18 protein-coding genes are annotated in these 18,298 nt (G+C 62.5%); 3 read left to right on the plus strand and 15 right to left on the minus strand.

From position 1 onward, the window contains the following. Positions 1–2: 2 nt before the first annotated feature. The 4 genes from MKD50_RS17985 to MKD50_RS18000 form a co-directional block, all read right to left on the minus strand. Complete coding sequence (locus MKD50_RS17985) at positions 3–1,274, minus strand: Zn-dependent hydrolase (RefSeq protein WP_240071542.1); 1,272 nt, start codon at positions 1,272–1,274, stop codon at positions 3–5. A 189-nt stretch (positions 1,275–1,463) separates the two neighbouring features. Beyond that, complete coding sequence (locus MKD50_RS17990) at positions 1,464–1,676, minus strand: DUF7706 family protein (RefSeq protein WP_115699589.1); 213 nt, start codon at positions 1,674–1,676, stop codon at positions 1,464–1,466. A 7-nt stretch (positions 1,677–1,683) separates the two neighbouring features. Continuing rightward, on the minus strand, positions 1,684–3,108 hold the full coding sequence (locus tag MKD50_RS17995; RefSeq protein ID WP_240071541.1) for an amino acid permease: 1,425 nt from the start codon (positions 3,106–3,108) through the stop codon (positions 1,684–1,686). A 175-nt stretch (positions 3,109–3,283) separates the two neighbouring features. After that, positions 3,284–4,516: a MalY/PatB family protein gene (locus MKD50_RS18000; RefSeq protein ID WP_240071540.1), complete on the minus strand. Its 1,233-nt coding sequence runs from the start codon at positions 4,514–4,516 to the stop codon at positions 3,284–3,286. A gap of 141 nt (positions 4,517–4,657) precedes the next feature. Between MKD50_RS18000 and MKD50_RS18005 the strand changes: the two genes are divergently transcribed. After that, positions 4,658–5,545, plus strand: a complete 888-nt coding sequence (locus MKD50_RS18005; RefSeq protein ID WP_252668034.1) for a LysR family transcriptional regulator — start codon at positions 4,658–4,660, stop codon at positions 5,543–5,545. Positions 5,546–5,602: 57 nt separating this feature from the next. On the opposite strand, the gene MKD50_RS18010 is transcribed toward MKD50_RS18005, so the two are convergent. Next, the gene (locus MKD50_RS18010) at positions 5,603–6,916 is read right to left on the minus strand and encodes an MFS transporter (protein ID WP_252668035.1); all 1,314 of its coding nucleotides are present in this window, start codon (positions 6,914–6,916) and stop codon (positions 5,603–5,605) included. A gap of 89 nt (positions 6,917–7,005) precedes the next feature. Next, positions 7,006–8,205 (minus strand): amidohydrolase, encoded by a 1,200-nt coding sequence (locus MKD50_RS18015; RefSeq protein WP_252668036.1) that lies wholly within the window; start codon positions 8,203–8,205, stop codon positions 7,006–7,008. A 105-nt stretch (positions 8,206–8,310) separates the two neighbouring features. Between MKD50_RS18015 and MKD50_RS18020 the strand changes: the two genes are divergently transcribed. Continuing rightward, on the plus strand, positions 8,311–9,219 hold the full coding sequence (locus tag MKD50_RS18020) for a LysR family transcriptional regulator (protein ID WP_252668037.1): 909 nt from the start codon (positions 8,311–8,313) through the stop codon (positions 9,217–9,219). Between the two features lie 38 nt (positions 9,220–9,257). Here the strand turns inward: MKD50_RS18020 and MKD50_RS18025 are convergent, their stop codons facing one another. The 6 genes from MKD50_RS18025 to MKD50_RS18050 all read right to left on the minus strand — a co-directional run bounded on the left by MKD50_RS18025 (position 9,258) and on the right by MKD50_RS18050 (position 13,958). Continuing rightward, positions 9,258–10,502: an MFS transporter gene (locus MKD50_RS18025; RefSeq protein WP_252668038.1), complete on the minus strand. Its 1,245-nt coding sequence runs from the start codon at positions 10,500–10,502 to the stop codon at positions 9,258–9,260. A 40-nt stretch (positions 10,503–10,542) separates the two neighbouring features. Continuing rightward, entirely contained in the window at positions 10,543–11,571 is a 1,029-nt protein-coding gene (locus tag MKD50_RS18030; protein WP_252668039.1) for an alcohol dehydrogenase, read from the minus strand. A gap of 123 nt (positions 11,572–11,694) precedes the next feature. Further along, positions 11,695–12,375 carry a cupin domain-containing protein gene (locus tag MKD50_RS18035; protein WP_252668041.1) on the minus strand — a complete coding sequence of 227 codons (681 nt, stop codon included), beginning with the start codon at positions 12,373–12,375 and terminating at the stop codon, positions 11,695–11,697. Between the two features lie 74 nt (positions 12,376–12,449). After that, positions 12,450–12,791, minus strand: a complete 342-nt coding sequence (locus tag MKD50_RS18040; RefSeq protein ID WP_115699579.1) for a carboxymuconolactone decarboxylase family protein — start codon at positions 12,789–12,791, stop codon at positions 12,450–12,452. A gap of 47 nt (positions 12,792–12,838) precedes the next feature. After that, entirely contained in the window at positions 12,839–13,120 is a 282-nt protein-coding gene (locus tag MKD50_RS18045) for a hypothetical protein (protein WP_115699578.1), read from the minus strand. Between the two features lie 64 nt (positions 13,121–13,184). Further along, on the minus strand, positions 13,185–13,958 hold the full coding sequence (locus MKD50_RS18050) for an SDR family NAD(P)-dependent oxidoreductase (RefSeq protein ID WP_252668043.1): 774 nt from the start codon (positions 13,956–13,958) through the stop codon (positions 13,185–13,187). A 296-nt stretch (positions 13,959–14,254) separates the two neighbouring features. On the opposite strand from MKD50_RS18050, the gene gcvA reads away from it, so the two are divergent. Beyond that, positions 14,255–15,175, plus strand: coding sequence for a transcriptional regulator GcvA (gene gcvA, locus MKD50_RS18055; RefSeq protein WP_252668044.1), 921 nt, complete (start codon positions 14,255–14,257; stop codon positions 15,173–15,175). A gap of 34 nt (positions 15,176–15,209) precedes the next feature. Here the strand turns inward: gcvA and MKD50_RS18060 are convergent, their stop codons facing one another. The 3 genes from MKD50_RS18060 to MKD50_RS18070 all read right to left on the minus strand — a co-directional run bounded on the left by MKD50_RS18060 (position 15,210) and on the right by MKD50_RS18070 (position 18,218). Further along, positions 15,210–16,412, minus strand: coding sequence for a mandelate racemase/muconate lactonizing enzyme family protein (locus MKD50_RS18060; RefSeq protein WP_115699575.1), 1,203 nt, complete (start codon positions 16,410–16,412; stop codon positions 15,210–15,212). 265 nt (positions 16,413–16,677) lie between these two features. Then, complete coding sequence (locus tag MKD50_RS18065; protein ID WP_240072091.1) at positions 16,678–17,340, minus strand: GntR family transcriptional regulator; 663 nt, start codon at positions 17,338–17,340, stop codon at positions 16,678–16,680. Positions 17,341–17,363: 23 nt separating this feature from the next. After that, positions 17,364–18,218 (minus strand): AraC family transcriptional regulator, encoded by an 855-nt coding sequence (locus MKD50_RS18070; protein WP_115699573.1) that lies wholly within the window; start codon positions 18,216–18,218, stop codon positions 17,364–17,366. Positions 18,219–18,298 lie beyond the last annotated feature (80 nt).

An 18,298-nucleotide genomic window follows, 5' to 3' on the forward strand; every position in this document is an offset into this window, starting at 1 on the left:
ATTCACTCAGAGGTATGCCCAAGGCGGGCGAGGATGACATCAAGCAGCACTTGCGCGCCCATTACCAGCTGGTCGTCGTCGGTGTGCTCGCGCGGGTTGTGGCTGATGCCGCCGCGGCTCGGCACGAAGATCATTGCCGCGGGGGCGATGCGCGCGATCATCTGGGCGTCGTGGCCGGCACCGGAGGTCATGCGCCGATGCGTGTAGCCAAAGCGCGCCGCCGAGGCTTCGATGGCGGCAATGATGCCGGCATCGAAGCTCACCGGCTCGAAGCGCGCGAGCGGCTCGGTGCGGATCGTGACACCCTCGGCTTCGGCGACTTGTGCCAGGAATTCCGCCAGCCGTGCTTCGGCACGTTTCAGCCGGATTTCATCGGGATCGCGCAGATCGACCGTAAACACCGCCTTGCGCGGAATCACGTTGATCACGCCGGGCTCCACGCGCAGGCAACCCACTGTCGCCAGCGTGGTGCCATCCGACGCGTTCGCCAGTTCACGCAGGAACGCCACTACCGCGGCTGCCGCCCAGCCGGCATCGTGCCGCAGGCGGGTAGGCGTGGTGCCGGCGTGGTTGGCGTTGCCCTGTACCGTCACCTGCTGCCACGAAATCCCCTGCAGGTTCTCGACCACGCCGATCTGCGTACCCTCGGCCTCCAGCACCGGGCCTTGTTCGATATGGAGTTCGATGTACTCGTGCGGCACCACGGCGCCGGGTTCCATGTCGCCGGCATAACCGATGCGCGCCAGTTCGTCGCCAAGCCGCGTGCCGTCGGTGCCAACCGTGTCGAGCGCCTGCCGCACCGGCAGTCCGCCCGCATACACCAGCGAGCCCATCATGTCGGGCTGGTAGCGGATGCCCTCCTCGTTGGTGAAGGCACCGATCATGATGGAACGGTTCGGCGTGACGCCGGCCTGGCGGAAAGCGCGCGCCACCGCGAGCCCGGCCAGCACCCCGTAGCAGCCATCGAGCGCACCGGCATTGGTGACGGTATCGATATGCGAGCCGGCCATCAGCGGCGCCTGGCTGCCATCATCGGCCGCCGAGCGCAGGATGCCGAAGACGTTGCCGATGCGGTCGATGCGAACTTCAAGATCCAGCTCGCGCATCCATTGGACAACCTGGTCGCGGCCCGCTTTCTCGGCGTCGGTCAGCGCAATCCGGGTGCGGCCGCCGCCTTCGGGGTCGGCACCGATTTCGCCAAGCGCACGGATCTGGGCCAGCATCCGTGCGCCGTCCAGCGATAGCGGGTTTCGCCGGGAGGGGGTGTGTTCCATTCACTCTCCATGTCGGTCGGCCCCCGGGACGCTGGTGCGGAAGACCTGGACGTCGCAACGGGGGTGATAACGTCAATGGTAGAGGCGGCGGGATGAAACACGCGCCCTATCCCCGGCACGCAAACGCAACAACGGTGCAATCTCCGCGGCGGCGCGGGTGCGGCGTTGCGTAGTGCAATGCGCAGCACATTACCGTCTGCGCGAACTACCGCGCCGCACGGTGCGGCCAGCTTCTCCCAGCACCAGCGCCCGGCCGATGGTGTCGAGCGCGTCGCGCATCAGCAAGGCTTCCTCGACATCGCTGGCATACGCGCTTAGATCCGACCAGGTCACATGGCAGAGCAACCTCGACAGAGCGGCTGCGCGCCGCTCGTCGAGCGCCAGTTGGAAAGTTGATGCCATCACCGTCCTATTGCATCCCCGGTCCCACATTGGGCATCTCGGCCAGGCCCGGCCGCCCTTCCCTGGTGTAGAACTTGTAGGCGACGAAGACGATGGCGACCCACGATGCGGAGACGATCAGCGACATCCGCATATCCGGCAGGATCGCGATGCAGACCAGCACTGCGGCAATGAACGCCAGGGCAATGTAGTTGCCATACGGGAAGAACGGCATCTTGTAGGACAGGCTGTCCGCTTGCCCGGTCTGGATCCTGAGCTTGCGGAAGCGCAGGTGGCTGACCACGATCGAGGTCCAGGCACACACCAGCGCGAACACCGTGATCGACGAGAACAGTTCGAACGCCTTCTCCGGCATCAGGTAGTTCAGCAAGACGCCCGCGAACATCGTGGCGAACACCAGCATGATGGCGCGCGACGGCACATTGCGGCGGTTGACCGTGCCCAGGAAAGCCGGTGCGTTCTTCTGCAAGGCCAGGTTGTAGAAGGTGCGGCTGTTGGTGAACACGCTGGCGTTCACGGCCGAGAGTACCGCGGTGATGACCACCAGGTTCATGATCCCGGCCGCGGCGGGCACGCCGATGCGGGTGAATACATCGACAAACGGGCTGCCCTTCGCGGTCAGCGAGGTCCACGGGAAGATCATCAGCAGCACCGCGATGGCGCCGACGTAGAAAATCAGCAGGCGCCAGAACGTCGCGCTGACGGCCTTGGGCATGGTCTTCTTGACATCCCTGGCTTCGCCCGCAGCCAGCCCGAGGTTCTCGATGCCGCCGAACGAAAACGCCACCATGACAATCGACAGCACCATGCCGCCAATGCCCTTGGCGAAGAAGCCGCCATGGTCGACCAGGTTGTGATGTCCGATGGGCTGGCCATTGTTGCCCAGGCCGAAGAAGATCATGCCGGCGCCGAACACGATCATGGCAACGATCGCCGTCACCTTGATCAGCGCAAACCAGAACTCGGCCTCGCCGTAGAATTTCACGCCGATCATATTGACGCAGAACATGACCGACACGGCAATCAGCGCGGTGACCCAGATCGGCATGGTGGGGAACCAGAAGTGCACGTAGTTGCCCAGCGCATTCAGTTCGGCCGCGCTGGTCGCCAGCAGGAAGATAAAGGCGTTCCAGCCGTTCAGGAAGCCGGCAAAGCGGTGGATATACCGGTTCGAGTAGGAAATATAGGAGCCGGAGACCGGCTCCTCGACCGCCATCTCGCCCAGCGCCCGCATGACGAAGTAGATCGCCACGGCGGCGACCAGGTACGTCAGGATGATCGCCGGGCCCGCGGTCTTGATGGCCCAGGAGGACCCATAGAACAGGCCGGTGCCGATCGCCCCGCCGATCGCGATCATCTGGATATGGCGGCTTTTCAGATCTCGTTTGAGCTCTTCCTGCTCATAGGACTGAGCGTCTGTTTTCCTTCGCATTGCACTGTCTCCTTTGGTACATCTCTTTGTGATGCTTGTCGTTGTGGGGGGCCGGCTGTCCGGACCGGATCAGGCGATCGGAGCCAGCGGTTGCGACGGGCGAGCGCCGTCCGCAGCCGATGGCTCCTTTTCCATCGACTGCCGGCAGGCTTCGTCTCGGGTTCGCAGAGGCGGATCAGAGTCCGGCAAAGGCGGCAGTCAATCTGCCGATGGCTTTATCCACGGTCGCGCGCGGACATCCCAGGTTGACGCGCATGTAGCCGTGGCCCTCGATGCCGAACTTCTGGCCCTTGTCGAGCCACAGGCGGGCCCGGGTCAGCATGAACTTGTCCAGCGACGGCGCGTCCATGCCGAGGCCGCGGCAGTCCATCCATGCCAGGTAGAGCGAGTCCGCCGGCAGCACCTGGATGCGTGACGTGGCGCGATGCACCGACTCGCGGAAATGGTCGTGATTGGCGCGCAGGTATGCCAGCATCTGTTCCAGCCATGGTTCGCCATGAGCGTAGGCCGCTTCTGCGGCAACCATGCCCAGCGTATTGACCAGCGGGAACATATTGCGGTCGTACTGGCGGCGCAGTTCGTCGCGCAGGCGCCGGTTCGGCACGAACACGTTCGCGCTTTGCAACCCCGGCAGGTTGAAGGTCTTGCTGGGTGCGGTGCAGGTGATGCTGTGCTGGGCAAAATCTTCGCAGAGCGAGGCAAAGGGAATGTGCGTTTTCTCCGGATTGATGATCAGGTCCTGGTGGATCTCGTCCGAGATGACCAGCACCCCACGGCGCAGGCAGATCTCGCCCATGGTCCGCAATTCGTCCTCGGACCAGACGTTGCCGGTGGGGTTGTGCGGATTGCTAAGGATGAAGAGCCTGGTATCGTCGCGGATCGCCGCTTCAAAGACCGCCGGGTCGAAGCGGTAGCCGGCATCGGTGCGCCCAAGCGGCGCAAAGGCGAGATGGCGGCCGTTCATCAGCACGTCGTTATGGAAGTGCGCATAGACCGGCGGCTGGATCAGCACCGAATCGCCCGGTGCGGAGAATGCCTGGATGGCGGTCTTCAGCGTGGTGATGATCCCGGAGGTCTGCATCACCCATTCCTTTTCCACCTCCCAGCCGAAGCGCTTGCCCTGCCACGCGACGACGGCATCGACGTAGCTGTCGGCTGCGCCGCCGGGATAGCCGAAGATGCCATGAGCCACCGCTTCGTGCAGCGCGTCGATCACGGCTTGCGGCGCGCGGAAATCCATGTCGGCGACCCACATCGGCAGGGGTTTCGCGGCGGCCTCGTCCGGCGCAAGGAGCTTTTCGGGGATGGCCCATTTCATCGAGTGCGAATTCGCGCGATCGATGACCTCGTCGAAGATGCTGCCCGCATGGCCGGCCGCCCCAGCCGGCGTCTCGCCTTGTACTGCCATTGCACTGACCCTCATGACTTCCTTTCTCGCTTCAGGGAGGCGCCGGCGGGCGCCAGGTGGCTACGATGGAGGCCAGCATAGCAACGCCGTTACATGAAAAAAAATGGTATCTTTTCATGAACCAATGAACCGGGGTCATGAGTGCTTGATCGCCAACATCTTGCGACACTGGTCGCGGTCAGCCGTACCGGCAGCGTCACCGCCGCAGCCGAAAAGCTCAACGTCACGCAATCGGCGCTGTCGCACATGGTCAAGAAACTGGAAGACCACCACGGCATCCGGATCTGGACCAAAAACGGCCGCGGCCTGCGCTTTACGCAGGCGGGGGAATACTTGCTGGCGCTGGCGGAACGCCTGCTGCCCCAGCTCGATCACGCCGAGCGCATCCTTGCGGACTTTGCCGAGGGACGCCGCGGTGCGTTGCGCGTCGGCATGGAATGCCACCCCTGCCAGAAATGGCTGGCGCGGCTGACGCCGCATTACCTTGCCGCGTGGCCGGACGTGGACTTCGATGTCCGGACATCGTTCCGGTTCGACGGCGTCGCCGCCCTGCTCGGACACGAGATCGACCTACTGATCACGCCCGACCCGGCCAAGCTGCCGGAACTGGTCTTCACGCCGGTGATCGACTACGAACTGGTGCTGGTCGTTCACGAGACCCATCCGCTGGCGGCGCAGCCCTACATCAGGCCAGAGCATCTGGTGGATGAAACGTTGATCACGGTCCCGGTCAGCATCGAGCGTCTCGACATTTACACCCGCTTCCTGGTCCCGGCGCATTGCCAGCCGCGACGTCACCGCACTGCCGAAGTGACAGACCTGATGCTCCAGCTCGTGGCCGCCGGCCGGGGCGTTTCCGTATTGCCCGACTGGCTGGTGGAAGAGGAAGGCGCCGGCATGCCATTGCGGACCCTGCGCCTGGGAAAGCACGGCATCCGCAAGCACATCCATCTGGGTATCCGGCGTGGCGACGAAGGCAACGCCTACATTGCCGGCTTTGTCGAGATGGCGCGGCAATCGGGCCGCTAGGCGTCGCCGATTCATCATCGCCAACGCCGTTCCGTCCATGCCTGGCGCCACATATTGTTATAGCTTCTGTGCAGACAGAATGGTGGCCAGCACGCCTCCAGACAATACGATTGCCATAATGAAATACAAGGCCGAGCCAAAGTTTCCCGTCACGCTGATGGAAAGGCCTATCAATACTGGCGATAACGCTCCAAAGCCAACGGCGATACCGTTCATTGTGCCCGCCGCGGAAGACATCGCTGCCTTTGGAACCAATCTTTGCAGCAGCGTGAAAATTCCCGGAATCTGCGCGGACGAGGCACCGATGCCGAAGGCGATCACGATGGCAGCCGTGTAGTTATCCTCCAGGGTTACCCCAAGATACACTCCCGCTGCACACAACAGTGCCGACAAAGCCATGACGGGCGCGTTTCTTCCGGTGCGATCGATGATCACCCCAGCGGCAAGCTTGAACACGAAGCCAAGCATGAACGGCAGCGACGATATCCAACCCATCGCTTCCCAGGAGAATCCTCGCTCCTGGTTGAGATATGTCGGCAGCCAGGTTGCCACCCCCCAGGACAAGATTGAATTGGATGCAAGAATTAGCAGCAGCATCCAAAAGCGATAGTTGGAAGCAAAGGTTCTCGCCAGCCGAAGGAAAGGCTCTTTCACTGGTGCGTGGTCTTCGCCACCCTCTCTTTCCTTGGCCAGATTTTCTTCGATGTACTCCAGCTCTTCCTTGTTCACGCGCTTATGCGCGTGGGGTGAGTCGGCCGTGAAAAACCACAGCAGTACCAGTGGAACAAGACTGACGGCAAATGAAAAATGGAACGTCGATTCCCAGGAGAACGCTGCAACAAGATAGGTGAACACGGGCATGGCAGCTGCCGGAGCGAGCGATTGGCCAATAAGCCAGGCGGTATTTGCTCTGCCACGCTCTTTCGGGGGAAACCAGTTCTTGACGAAGGTGTTCTGCATAGGATAGTAGAGGCCCTCGCCGACTCCCAACAAGACGCGTGTAGCGAGAAGGACACCAAAAGTACGCGCCATGCCGCCCGCCAATAGCGAGACGCAGATGATCACATACGCAACCACCATGGCTTTACGCGGCCCGAGATAATCCCCCAACGGACTCAGGACGACATTGGAGATGCCATAGGCCCCCAGGAACAGACTCATCATGAGTCCGACTTTTACCGGCTGCCCGGTAATACCCATATCCGCAAGAAACCTCGCATTTGCCGCAATCACTGCGATATTGACGCGGTCCAGGTAGGCTATGGAAATCCCGATAAAAAGAATCACCACCAGAAAAAACCTTTGTCTGGTCGGTCGCTTTCGAGCGAGCGCGTGCATACTTGCGTCGCTCATATAAGGGTTCTGGCTCATTTTTTGTCTCCTGAAAACTGTATTTTTTTGCGAGGTGTCGCAGGCAAGCCCGATGGCCCGGGCCGATATGGGTTGCCGCAGGGTACGCGTCAGCGCCGTGCCTGGGTTTCGAACCAGCGTCGCGCCAGGCGGTCCCAGAACCGAGCCCCAAGATCCAGGTTGTGGTCGTTGAAGTCGTAGCCGGGGTTGTGCAGACCCACACCGGAATTGCCATCCGCGCCATTGCCGATCCAGCCATAGGCGCCAGGGATCTGCTGCAGCATGAATCCGAAGTCCTCGGCGGTCATTGCGGGCAGCACGTCGGTGTGCGCGTGTTCGTCGCCCACCATCTCGCGCATGATCTCGCCCATGAACACGGCTGCTTGCTTGTGGTTGGCGGTGTTGGGATAGCCGCCTGGCTTGAGGACGACTTCGGCCGTCGCGAAATGCGCTGCGGCAACGTGGCGCGCAATGCGATGTATGCCGTCGATCAGGAACTGCTGCGATGCCTCGGTCAGGGTGCGGCAAGTGCCATGGATGCGTGCTTCATCCGGGATGATGTTCGCTGACGTGCCGGACTCGATCTTGCCCACGGTAAGGACGGCAGAGTCCAGTGGATCCGTGCCGCGCGACACCAGCGTCTGCAATTGGGCGACGATGAAACAGGCTGCCAGGATCGGGTCAATCGTCGTGTGCGGGAGTGCTGCATGGCCTCCCTTGCCTCGCACGATGATCTGGAACTGCTGGGCGGCGGCCATGATGGGGCCCGCACGCACGCCCATTTGTCCCTGGGGCAGCGCGGGCCAGTTGTGCAGGGCGAAGACAGCCTGGCAAGGGAACTGGTCAAACAAGCCCTCTTCCATCATTACGCGTGCGCCAGCACCGCCTTCCTCGGCCGGCTGGAAGATCAGATGCACCGTGCCGTCAAAGTCGCGATTGGCTGCCAGCAGTTCGGCCGCGCCTAGCAGCATGGTGGTATGGCCGTCATGTCCACAGGCATGCATGCGGCCGTCGACTTTGCTCGCATGATGGAACTGGTTGATTTCCTGCAGCGGTAGCGCGTCCATGTCGGCGCGAATCCCCACGGCCGGGCCTGGATTGTCTGCGCTGCGCCCCTCGCCGTGGATGCTGGCTACGATACCCGTGGTACCCAAGCCACGCACCATGGGAATGCCCAACGCCGCGAGATAGCCCGCAATCTTGTCGGCGGTGCGGCATTCCTCGTACTTCAGCTCGGGATGCATATGCAGGTCATGACGAAACGCGGTAAGCCGAGTGATATTTGGGGTAGTGTCAGTATTGGCGCGCATAAGCTGGATGGTGGAACGGGGAGGCGTTTCGGTGAATGGTAGGAACGGGCCGTCATACCGTAAAATACCTTTTCAACATCCAACCAATGCCGAAAAGGTATAGCCATGGATCTCCGTCAGTTGCGCTACTTCTCCGCCGTGGCCAAGCATGGGAGCATCAGCATTGCGGCCCAGGCGGTGCACATTGCTCAACCGGCGCTGACACGCCAGATTCAGTCTCTCGAAGACGGATTGGGCACGCGCTTGTTCGAGCGAACAACGCGCGGCGTGAAGTTGACGGATGCCGGCAACCAGCTGCTGGAGGATGCAGGCAAGCTGCTTGACGATGCGATTGCCGCGAAAGAGCGGGCGCAGCGCGCCGGCCGCGGAGAATCCGGGCACTTGTCCATCGCGCTGCCCGTGATGCAGAACCTGGCGCCCAGGATCGCCGAAGTGCTGAAGAAGTATCGAAGGGAAGTGCCAGGGGTCGGAATCACCCTGCACCATATGCTTTCCGATGTTCAGCTTGGCCAGATCGCCGAAGGGAGGCTGGACGCAGGCTTTCTGCTATTCCGTCCACCCGGCGACCCGGATTTTGAGGGAATCCCTGTCTTCTCGGATCGGATGTTGTTGGCCTATCCGGCGGATTGGAAATGGCCCAGGGGCAAGCGGCCCAAAGTGCTGAAGGATCTTCAGGATCTGGAGTTCGTCTGGCTGCCGCGCACGGCTGCCCCGGCATGGCATGACCGGCTGATTCATTGTTTCTTCGACGCCGGCTTTATCCCGCGCACCGCGGTTCACGGCGTGGACGCCGCCTCGATGCTGACCCTGGTAGCAGCCGGCATGGGATGCACGATTTTGCCGGAAGGTGCCCGCCGCATTGCTCCCGAAACCGTTGCTTTCATGCCATTGGCAGACCTGACGATTCGTCAGGATTGGGAACTGGTTTGGCGCCGTGACCGCTGCTCCTCCATGCTTCGGCGCTTTATCAGCGTGGTCTCGTCTTCTCGATCGGAATTGAGACAGGGCTTGTGAGCATTGACCGGGCGGCCAGCTGCCCGGCCACTACCATCTCACGCCATGCTTTGGTGTTCGGCGGCCAGGGCCTTGTTCCTTCTCATTGCCACGGCGAGCGCCATCAAGGCCAGCACCAGTGGAACGAACGAGACCCACAGCACTGTGTTCCAGCCATAGGCGGACAACAGGCCGCCGGAAGAAAAAGAGCCGATCGCCATCAGGCCAAAGACGATGAAGTCGTTGAGGGACTGCACGCGCGTCTTCTCCTCGGGGCGGTGGCACTCCAGCACCAGCGCCGATGCGCCGAGGAACCCGAAATTCCACCCAAGGCCGAGCAGGATCAGCGTGGCCCAGAAGTGTGCCACGTCAACGCCTCCAAGTCCGACGGCGGCAGACAGCCCGGTGAGCGCCAGGCCCACGATCGCCACGCGGCTTGCTCCGAATCGCGCAATCAGAGAACCCGTAAAGAAACTCGGCGCGTACATCGCAATGACATGCCATTGCATCCCCAGGTTGGCGGAGGCCTGCGGATGCCCGCAGATATGCATTGCCAGCGGTGCGGCAGTCATCAGGAAGTTCATCAACATATAGGACACCGCACCACAGATCGCCGCGGCAATAAAACGCGGCTGCCGTGCGATGTCGGTGAGCGGCCGGCCGCTGGCCATTTCCGCAACGCTGGGTCGAGGTAGCTTTACCCCGAGCAGGACGAGCGCCGAGAGCGCTGCCACGAAGGCCTGCACCAGGAAGGTGGTGGCAAACGTATGCCGCGGCCACAGATCCATGGTCCAGGTCACCAATTGCGGCCCCACCACGCCCGCGGCCACGCCACCTGCCATGACGAGCGATAGTGCCCGTGCGCGCCGGGCTGGTGCAACCCCATCGGCGGCCGCAAAGCGAAACGACAGCACGACGGCGGCGTAGCTGCCGCCAAAGAAAGTCGCCAGGCAGAACAGCCAGAACCAGCCCAGGATGACAGCAAGCATGGCCAGCAGGCCGGTCAATACACCGGCCCCGGTGCCCACCAGAAAGGCAGCGCGCCGGCCATATCTGCGGGAGACCGCACCGATGGGCAAAATGCACGCCGCCATGCCCACCACAAAGATGGAAATGGGCAACGTAGCCAGCATGGGGATCGGCGCCAGCATGTCGCCGACGATGGCGCCGGTGGCATAGACCACCACCGAGTTGGCGCCAGCCAGGGCCTGGGCGATGGACAAGCGCCAGATGTTGCCGCTCTGGACGCGGTCGGGGAGAAGATCGGATGCGTCGAGGGCTGGTTGGGTGTTGTACTTGGTCATATTAGTATTTGGCCACCTCTTGCACAGAGGCGTAGCGCGTTCAACGCGGATTATCCATCGTCAGCACCATGCGGTATTTCGCGCTACCGGATTTCATCTTCGCGTAGGCCTGAGCTGCTTGCTCAAGCGGCATGGTCTCTATCCGAGGCCGCACATTCGCTAGCATACTGAAGTTCAACGTTTTTTCGTTGTCGTAAGGCGTACCCGTGAGCGACCCGAGGATGCTGCGTTGTCCGCCGACAAGAAGACCTGGGTGGATGTGTAGCGGGCTTCTGGCGGGGTTGAGGACAACCAGCCGCCCCTCGGGTGCCAGGCCGGGCAGCAGCGCCGAAATTGCCTCGGCTTGATCGATCATGGTCACGATGGCCTGCGCGCCGCCCATGGCCTTGAGCCAGGCAGCGGCATCTTCCCGGCGGTTATCGATATAGACATGCGCGCCCAGCGCCAGCGCGTCGCCGGCATTTTCGTTGCCTCGCCCGATCGCCACGACCCGGAAACCCATGTTTCGTGCATATTGCAGCGCCATGTGCCCCAGGCCGCCGATGCCGAGGATAGCCACCGTATCGCCAGCTTGCGCGCCGCACTTCTTCAAGGCGTTGAAGGTAGCGATACCTGCGCACAGGATAGGCGCGGCCTCTTCTGCGCCAAGCGCGTCTGGAATGGCTACGAGACCGGTGCTGCGCGCCAGCATCATCTCGGCGTAGCCACCGTCGACGCTGGCACCGACCACAGGTTGGTTCAGGCAGAGCTGGAACCGCCCCTGCCGGCATTGCACGCATTCGCCACAGTGACCACCCAGCCGGCCCACGCCCACGCGCTGGCCCATCGTCCAGATCGACGGCGTGCCCGGGCCCACCGCCAGGATTCGGCCAACCACCTCGTGACCGGGCACACGCGGCGGCTGCGTAGCAGGGCCTGTTCGTTCAATGTCGGCCGCATCGGCTCCGCAGATGCCGCAGGCTTCCACCCGGATCAGCACCTCTGCGACGCCAGGCTGTGGCACGGCCCGCTCCACGAGCTCCAGTACGCCTGGCCTGCTGATCTGCATGGCCCGATAGGTAGTCTTCATCTCGACACTCCAATGTCTCTGCCGAGCCCGTGTTGCGCGCAAGGGCTGGCGTGGGTCGCAAGTACGCCGCGTACATGCCGCTCAGGCCGCTCAGGCCGCCGCCAATGATGGCAATGCGCTCGGTCAGCATGACGCAGCCGCCAGACTGACAGGGTTCGCGAGATGTCCGGTCTTGAGGTACACGCAGGCTCCGGAGCAGCCTGCGACAAGATCCGGATACGTCCCCGGCGGCAGCCGCAGCCAGCTGCCCCGCTCGTATGCTTGCGCACGCTCGCGCAAGCTGCCCTCCACTACCAGCACCTCGGCACCGTCCACCGGACCGCTGAACACGGCGGCGCCCGCCGGTATGCGCTCAAGGCGGACATGCTCGATGTCGTCGGCGAACAGCGGGCAGCATTCACGACCATTCCTGACCGTCCAGCGCGACACATCACGCGTGTCGATGCGAACCGGGCGCGATTCGCCCCGCCGCATCTGCCAGAGCTTCACGAAGATCACCGCGCCCTCGGCGCTGGACGGCTGGTGGCTTGAGCCCGGCGGGCTGCGCAAATACCAGCCGGCCGGATAGTGCGCGTCGCCTTCTGAGAAAGTGCCCGACAGCACGAGAATTTCCTCGCCTCCCGGATGGGGGTGTTGGGGAAAGCAGGAATCCGGTGCGTAACGCACAACGCTGGTGACGCGCGCTTGTTCTCCCCCCATTCGATCCAGCATCACGCGCTCAACCCCCGCTTGGGGCGAAGCTGTCCACTGGTACTGTTGTGGCGTCACGAGCGCGCGCAGTGAAAGATCCGCATTAACTAGCATGGAGACTTCTTTAAAGACAAGCGGGGTACATCGGGCCGCGGTATTCAGCTGCGGCCCGATGTACCCCTTGCCCTTTACTTGGGGAGATGTGCGTGGGTATCGAGCACGCGCGCCGAATAGACGAGAGCGGCGCCGGCGTTGAGGGCAATGGCAACCCCGAGCGCCTCGGCAATTTCTTCGCGCGTGGCACCATACTCCGCTGCCTTCTGCGTGTGCACGGAAATGCAGCCATCGCAGCGCGTGGTAACGGCGACGGCCAGGGCAATCAGCTCGTGCATCTTGGGTTCCAGGTGTCCCGGCCTGGCGACGAATTCATTCAGCTTCGCCAGGCCGGCCATCACCTCTGGGTTCAGCGACGCGAAGTCGCCGACGCGCGTCTTCAATTCATTCCGGTAGGCGTTCCAGTCCTGCATCATGTCCTGAGCTCCTGCTGTCAATGAGTGGGCGGGCGGTTGCGGCGAGATCACGCGACCTCGTAGATCCGCACGTCGGGCGCGGCACCGAGCAATGGCTCGAGACCGGCCACCACATCTGCCGTGAACAGCTCGCTTTGCAGATAGGCTGCGGCGTTCTCCCTGCTGTCGAAGCCATGCAGCACTTGCACGTCTTCCTCGCGCACCAGCAGTTCCTTCGACTTCGCGCCGGCCACGGTGCTGAGGAACGGCGCCTTGTACCTTTGGTAGACGCCAGCCGCGGCCGCGCGGTTGGCGCTGGCGATCATGAGGGTAATTTGCAGATAGACCATACGTGCTCTCCGAGCAGGTGGTTGGAAAAACAAGGAGGCAAACGGCAAGCGCTCGCCTCACGCATCAGTTGCGGCCAGCCATCACGCCGCCATCCACGTCCCAGATGGCGCCCGTCACCCAGCGCGCCTTGTCGGAGAGCAGGAAAACGACCGCTTCGGCAACGTCCCGCGGGGTGCCGACGCGGCCGATGGGATGGAAGCTGTTGAAGCCTTGCAGGGCGCCATGTACTTCAGCCTTGGGAATGAAGCCCTCGTAGATCGGCGTTTCGACCACCGCAGGCGACACCGCGTTGACGCGGATGTTTTTGGAGGCCAGCTCCATCGCCAGATGCTGCGTCAGCGAATGCAGGCCGGCTTTGGCCATCGAATACGCCGAAGATGGCGTGGCTGCAATTGCCTGCCTGGCCCACATCGAGCCGATGTTGACGATGGCGCCGGTTTTGCCTTGCGCGACCAGGTTGCCTGCGACGCGTTGGGTAATGAAGAAGAACGCCTTGTTGATCTTCATGTACTGGTCGTAGTCAGCCTCCGAATGTTCCAGGAATGGCTTTGGAAAGAACACACCGGCGGCGTTCACCAGCAGGTCGATGTCGGCATGCTGCCCGTCGACGGCTTCAAGCAGTGCGCGGACACCCTCATCGCTGGCGAGGTTTACCGTCAGTGCCCAGACCTGCCCCAGCGCGGCTAACTCGCTGCGCGCCGCCTCGGTCTTCTCGGGGCGATTGCCCACGATCACCACGCTGCCGCCTTCGGCGAGCACCATGCGTGCGGTCTCCAGCCCCATTCCGCTGGTGCCGCCGACGACCAGCATTTTTTTGCCCTTGAACTGATTGCTCATATCTCTCTGCCTGTCGGATAGGCCAAATCGGGTTAAAAGAAGAGCACGGTGAGGCTGCGCGCACGACTTTGATGTCCGAACCGAGCGCCAGACCTGCGCCGAAGAAGCGGAGCGGCCCTTATCGAGGGTCAACGCAATCTGAAAGGAAAACTATCCGCCAAGGGATGCGCCCGCTGCTCCCGGTATCCGCGACAGAATCCAGGTTATTGCCGCGAACATTCGCCAATTTTTGGTCAATCCGAGACCTCTGGCAAATGAGATAAAATTTCCTTCCTTGAAAGAAAACCTTTACTGCGATGAAGCTACCAGTCCATCTGAATGCGCTGCGCGCCTTTGAAGCCAGTGCCCGACACGAGAGCTTCTCCGCAGCAGCGGAGGAGCTCAACGTCACGCCCGCCGCCGTTGGTCAGTTGGTTCGGGGCCTTGAGGATTGGCTTGGCTCCCCGTTGTTCGTCCGGGGCAACAGCGGTCGGGCACGGCTTTCTGCCACCGATGCCGCACTGCGCGCATTGCCGGACATCCGCGCCGGATTTGACCGGCTATCCCTGGGCCTGGAACGGCTGCAGGAGGGTTCCGTCCGCGGAGTACTGAGCGTCACGGTCAGTCCCGCTTTCGCTGCCAAATGGCTGCTGCCGCGCTTTGAGCGATTCCAGACAATTTGCCCTGACACTGATATTCGCCTGGAGACCAACCTCAAACCCGTGGACTTCGTGGCGCAGCGAGTGGACATCGGCGTGCGCTACGGTACCGGCACGTGGCCCGGACTGACTGCGGAAAAGCTCATGGAGGAGGAGGTGTACCCGGTTTGCTCGCCCGAGCTGCTGCGGCAGCATCGAAAGCTGCGCCGCCCCGGTGATCTGGATGGCGTCACCCTTATTCACGATCTCTCCATGGATGGCCATGCGGGCTTCCCCACATGGAGCCAGTGGTTTCAGAAAATGGGCGTCTCCGGTGTAGCGACTTCGCGCGGCATGAAGATCAACAACTCCGCAGCCGTGTTGCAGGCAGCAAGCGAAGGCCGCGGCGTGGCGCTGGCGCGCAGCGTCATGGCTCGCGACGATCTGGCGGCCGGGCGTGTGGTGCGGCTTTTCCCAAAGTTGAAGTTCCCTTCCGAGTTGGCCTACTACGTCGTTTATCGGCCGGAAAGCGCCGGCTTGCCGAGGTTGCAGGCATTCCGGAACTGGCTGCTGAGTGAAGCGGCCTTACCAAACGAATAGCCCTATCCCGTTGCGGCGGCGCCGGCTGGAGACCTTATTCGATCGAATAAGCCAGGTAGTCCTTCACCACTTCATCGTTCAATGCCTGACCCAGGCCCGGCGCGTCGGGCACCTTGAACCGCCCGCTTTCCGGCTGATAGTCGTGCACGCACAGTTCGCGCACGCATGACTTCAGGGCATAGGTATGATGTTCATGAATCACGAAGTTCGGGACAACGGCTTCGACATGCAGGGCCGCAGCCGTCGACACCGGCCCGCCGCAGATGTGGATCTGGACCGTGGCGTCATAGACATTGGCCATGTCGCAGATCTTCTTGCCTTCCGTGATGCCCCCTGCCAGGCACAGGTCGGGCTGGACGACCGCCAGCGCCTGCTTCTCGAGCAGTTCGCGATAGCCCCAACGGGTATAGGAGCGCTCGCCTGTCGCGAGCGGAATCGACGTCTTGCTGGCGATCTTCTCGAAGTTCTTCGCGTTCAGCGGGTTCACCGGCTCTTCGTAGTAGAAGATGTTGTACGGCTCGATCGCGTTGGCAAACTGGATCGCGGAGTTTGTTCCCAATAGCGAATGAATCTCGCAGATGATGTCCACACCGGGACCGACTGCTTCGCGAATCGCCGCGATGCGTTCGACGCCCATCTCAAGCTCGGCATGGCTCAACAGGCCATAGTGCTTCTGGTTGATCCTGGTGACGCCCGTCTTCACGCCATCCCGTCCGATCTGGAGCGGATCCACCTTGACCGCATCGTAGCCCTCCTCGATGGCAGCGCGGGCGCTGGCCGCATACTGGTCGGGCGTGACGTTCTGCGAGTACACATCGCCCCAGCCGAACTGGAGCTGGCTGGCGTACGTGCGCAGGTCATCATTGGTCTTGCCGCCTAACAGCTGATAGATCGGCTGCCCCATTACCTGTCCGCGGATGTCCCACAGCGCGATGTCGATGGCACTCATGCCGCCGTAGATCACGGGCCCGCCGCCGGCGCCCCAATAGGTGGTGCGGAACAGCAGTTCCCAGATGGCTTCGACCTTCATGGGATCCCTGCCGATAATGAACGAGGCGAAATCCCGCAGGATGCCAACGGCCGCCTTGGCGCCGGCGCCATAGGCAAGACCCACCTCACCGATGCCACTGATACCGGCATCCGTGTGCACCCGCAGCAGGACCGGGTTGAACTTCGCCATCGATGCATCCTTCCGATTGACTTCGCAATCGAAAATCTCCACTTTCGTAATCTTCATCTCTACTCCACGAGTGATCGCTTATCCGACAACGCGCTGTGCGTGCGCCGAAGCGCTGGCCTGCGCGTTACGGACCGGGAAGCGAGTCGCTGATGTCGTGGCAAGGGCATGGATCCGTACTCGCCACCGATCACGACTCGTCGCGAGCGAGTGTAGAAATCGGGCGAGCGCATGGTCAATTGACCGGCACGCGACCTGACATGTCAGGCCTGACGTTTGCCCTGATTGACGAGCGCAGGGCTGAAGGCGCAGCGCGCTGCGAACGCTACGAATCGATCTGGCTCAGCAGATGGCGTTCGCGCTCCGAGAAGCTCTTGCGGATATGTTCCTGCAGCCGGTCGCAGGCGCCTTGCACGTCGCCGGCTTCCAGCGACGAGACAATGGCCGTATGCGCGGCGAGCGAGGATTGAAAGTGGGAATCGGGGAAGGTCAGCACACTCCTCATGGCCCAGATCTTGATGTCCAGGGTCTCGTAGGCGTCCGTCAGGTATGGGTTGGCGGCATAGACGAAGGACAGCTTGTGGAATTCCCGGTCCAGCTCGCGATAGGCGCGCCGGTAGTTGTCCTTGAAATCCAGCGCCTGCGCGCGGGCAACGTTCTGGCGCATGGCCTGTGCATATCCGCGCGCATCCGCGGCCATCGCCAGCCTGATGGCGGCGCATTCGAGCAACGTCCTGACCAGGTTCAGCTGATCGAATTCCGCTTCGTCCAGCGAGAAGATAAAGGTGCCGATGCGTGGCTTGACCTGAATGATGCCGATCGCGGCGAGCGATGCAATGGCACGGCGAACTGGCGCCTTGCCGATGCCCAGGCGCTGGGCCAGCTGTTCCTCGCTGACCTTCTGGCCCATCTCGAATTCGCCCTGGACGATCAGCGACTTGATCCGCTCCTGTATCTCAAGTTCGTGGCTGTTCTCTTCCAGATGCATTGGCACGGCTGTCTCCCCAGTACTCAGACCGGCAATGACCGGCGCGCGCCAGATGATATCGCCGCTGGCGCGAGCACGACAGGGCGATCGCCCTCGTCACCGCGTCCGCGCATGAATGCCTGCGGACCGCAACCCATGTCGAGGCGGAAGGCGTAGACGAACGCGGAGGTGGAACCGTAGCCCAGCTCCATCGCCGTGCGCGTCACGCTCAGCCCGCCGCACAACAGTTCAATCGCCCGGAACAGGCGCATGCGGCGGCGCCATGAACGCAGCGATATGCCGGTTTCGCCGACAAAGCGCCTGGAAAGCGTCCGCGCCGACATTCCGAGCACCAGGCCCCATTCTTCCGGCCCGCGGGCGTCGGCGGGATCGGCGTACAGCGCCTCGCACAGCGCCGTCAATGGCGCGCTGCGCGGCCACGGCAGCGCGGCGGGAATCGCCTCGGCCCTGCGCAGCTGGTCAATGATCAGATGCGTGACGCGTCCGGTGTAGCCGTCGACGTCTTCGGTGCCATCGATCTCGGCTGCCTCGACGATCAGCGCCTTCAGCAGGGCCGAGACCCGGAACACGGTCGCCTGGGCAAACGGCAACTCGCCGCCCACGCCATCACTGATCCAGAGGCTCCGGAACTCCGCGCCGAGCAACGAGCCGACGCGGTGCCGGAGGCCGGTGGGCAGCCAGGCGGCCTGCTCAGGAGAAATGACGAAGGAGCCACCGGGCACGGTGACGGTCAAGGCGCCCGATATCGCATAGACCACCTGGTGCCATGCATGGGCGTGATCCGGAAAGGCATGGCGTGCCGGAATCGACTGGGCCCGCACGGTCATTGGCCGCGGCGGCGCTATGCCGTGTGGTGCCTCAATGATGTCCCATCTCATGGTCCTGCCCTCCCCTTGGCAGTTATTCTATATAGATTGACCGTTAGTCGAAAGACGGCCAGCACGGCTTCGGCTTTAAT

This window comes from Cupriavidus mimosae (assembly GCF_023952485.1).
In the GTDB taxonomy this organism is placed as follows: Bacteria; Pseudomonadota; Gammaproteobacteria; order Burkholderiales; family Burkholderiaceae; genus Cupriavidus; species Cupriavidus taiwanensis_C.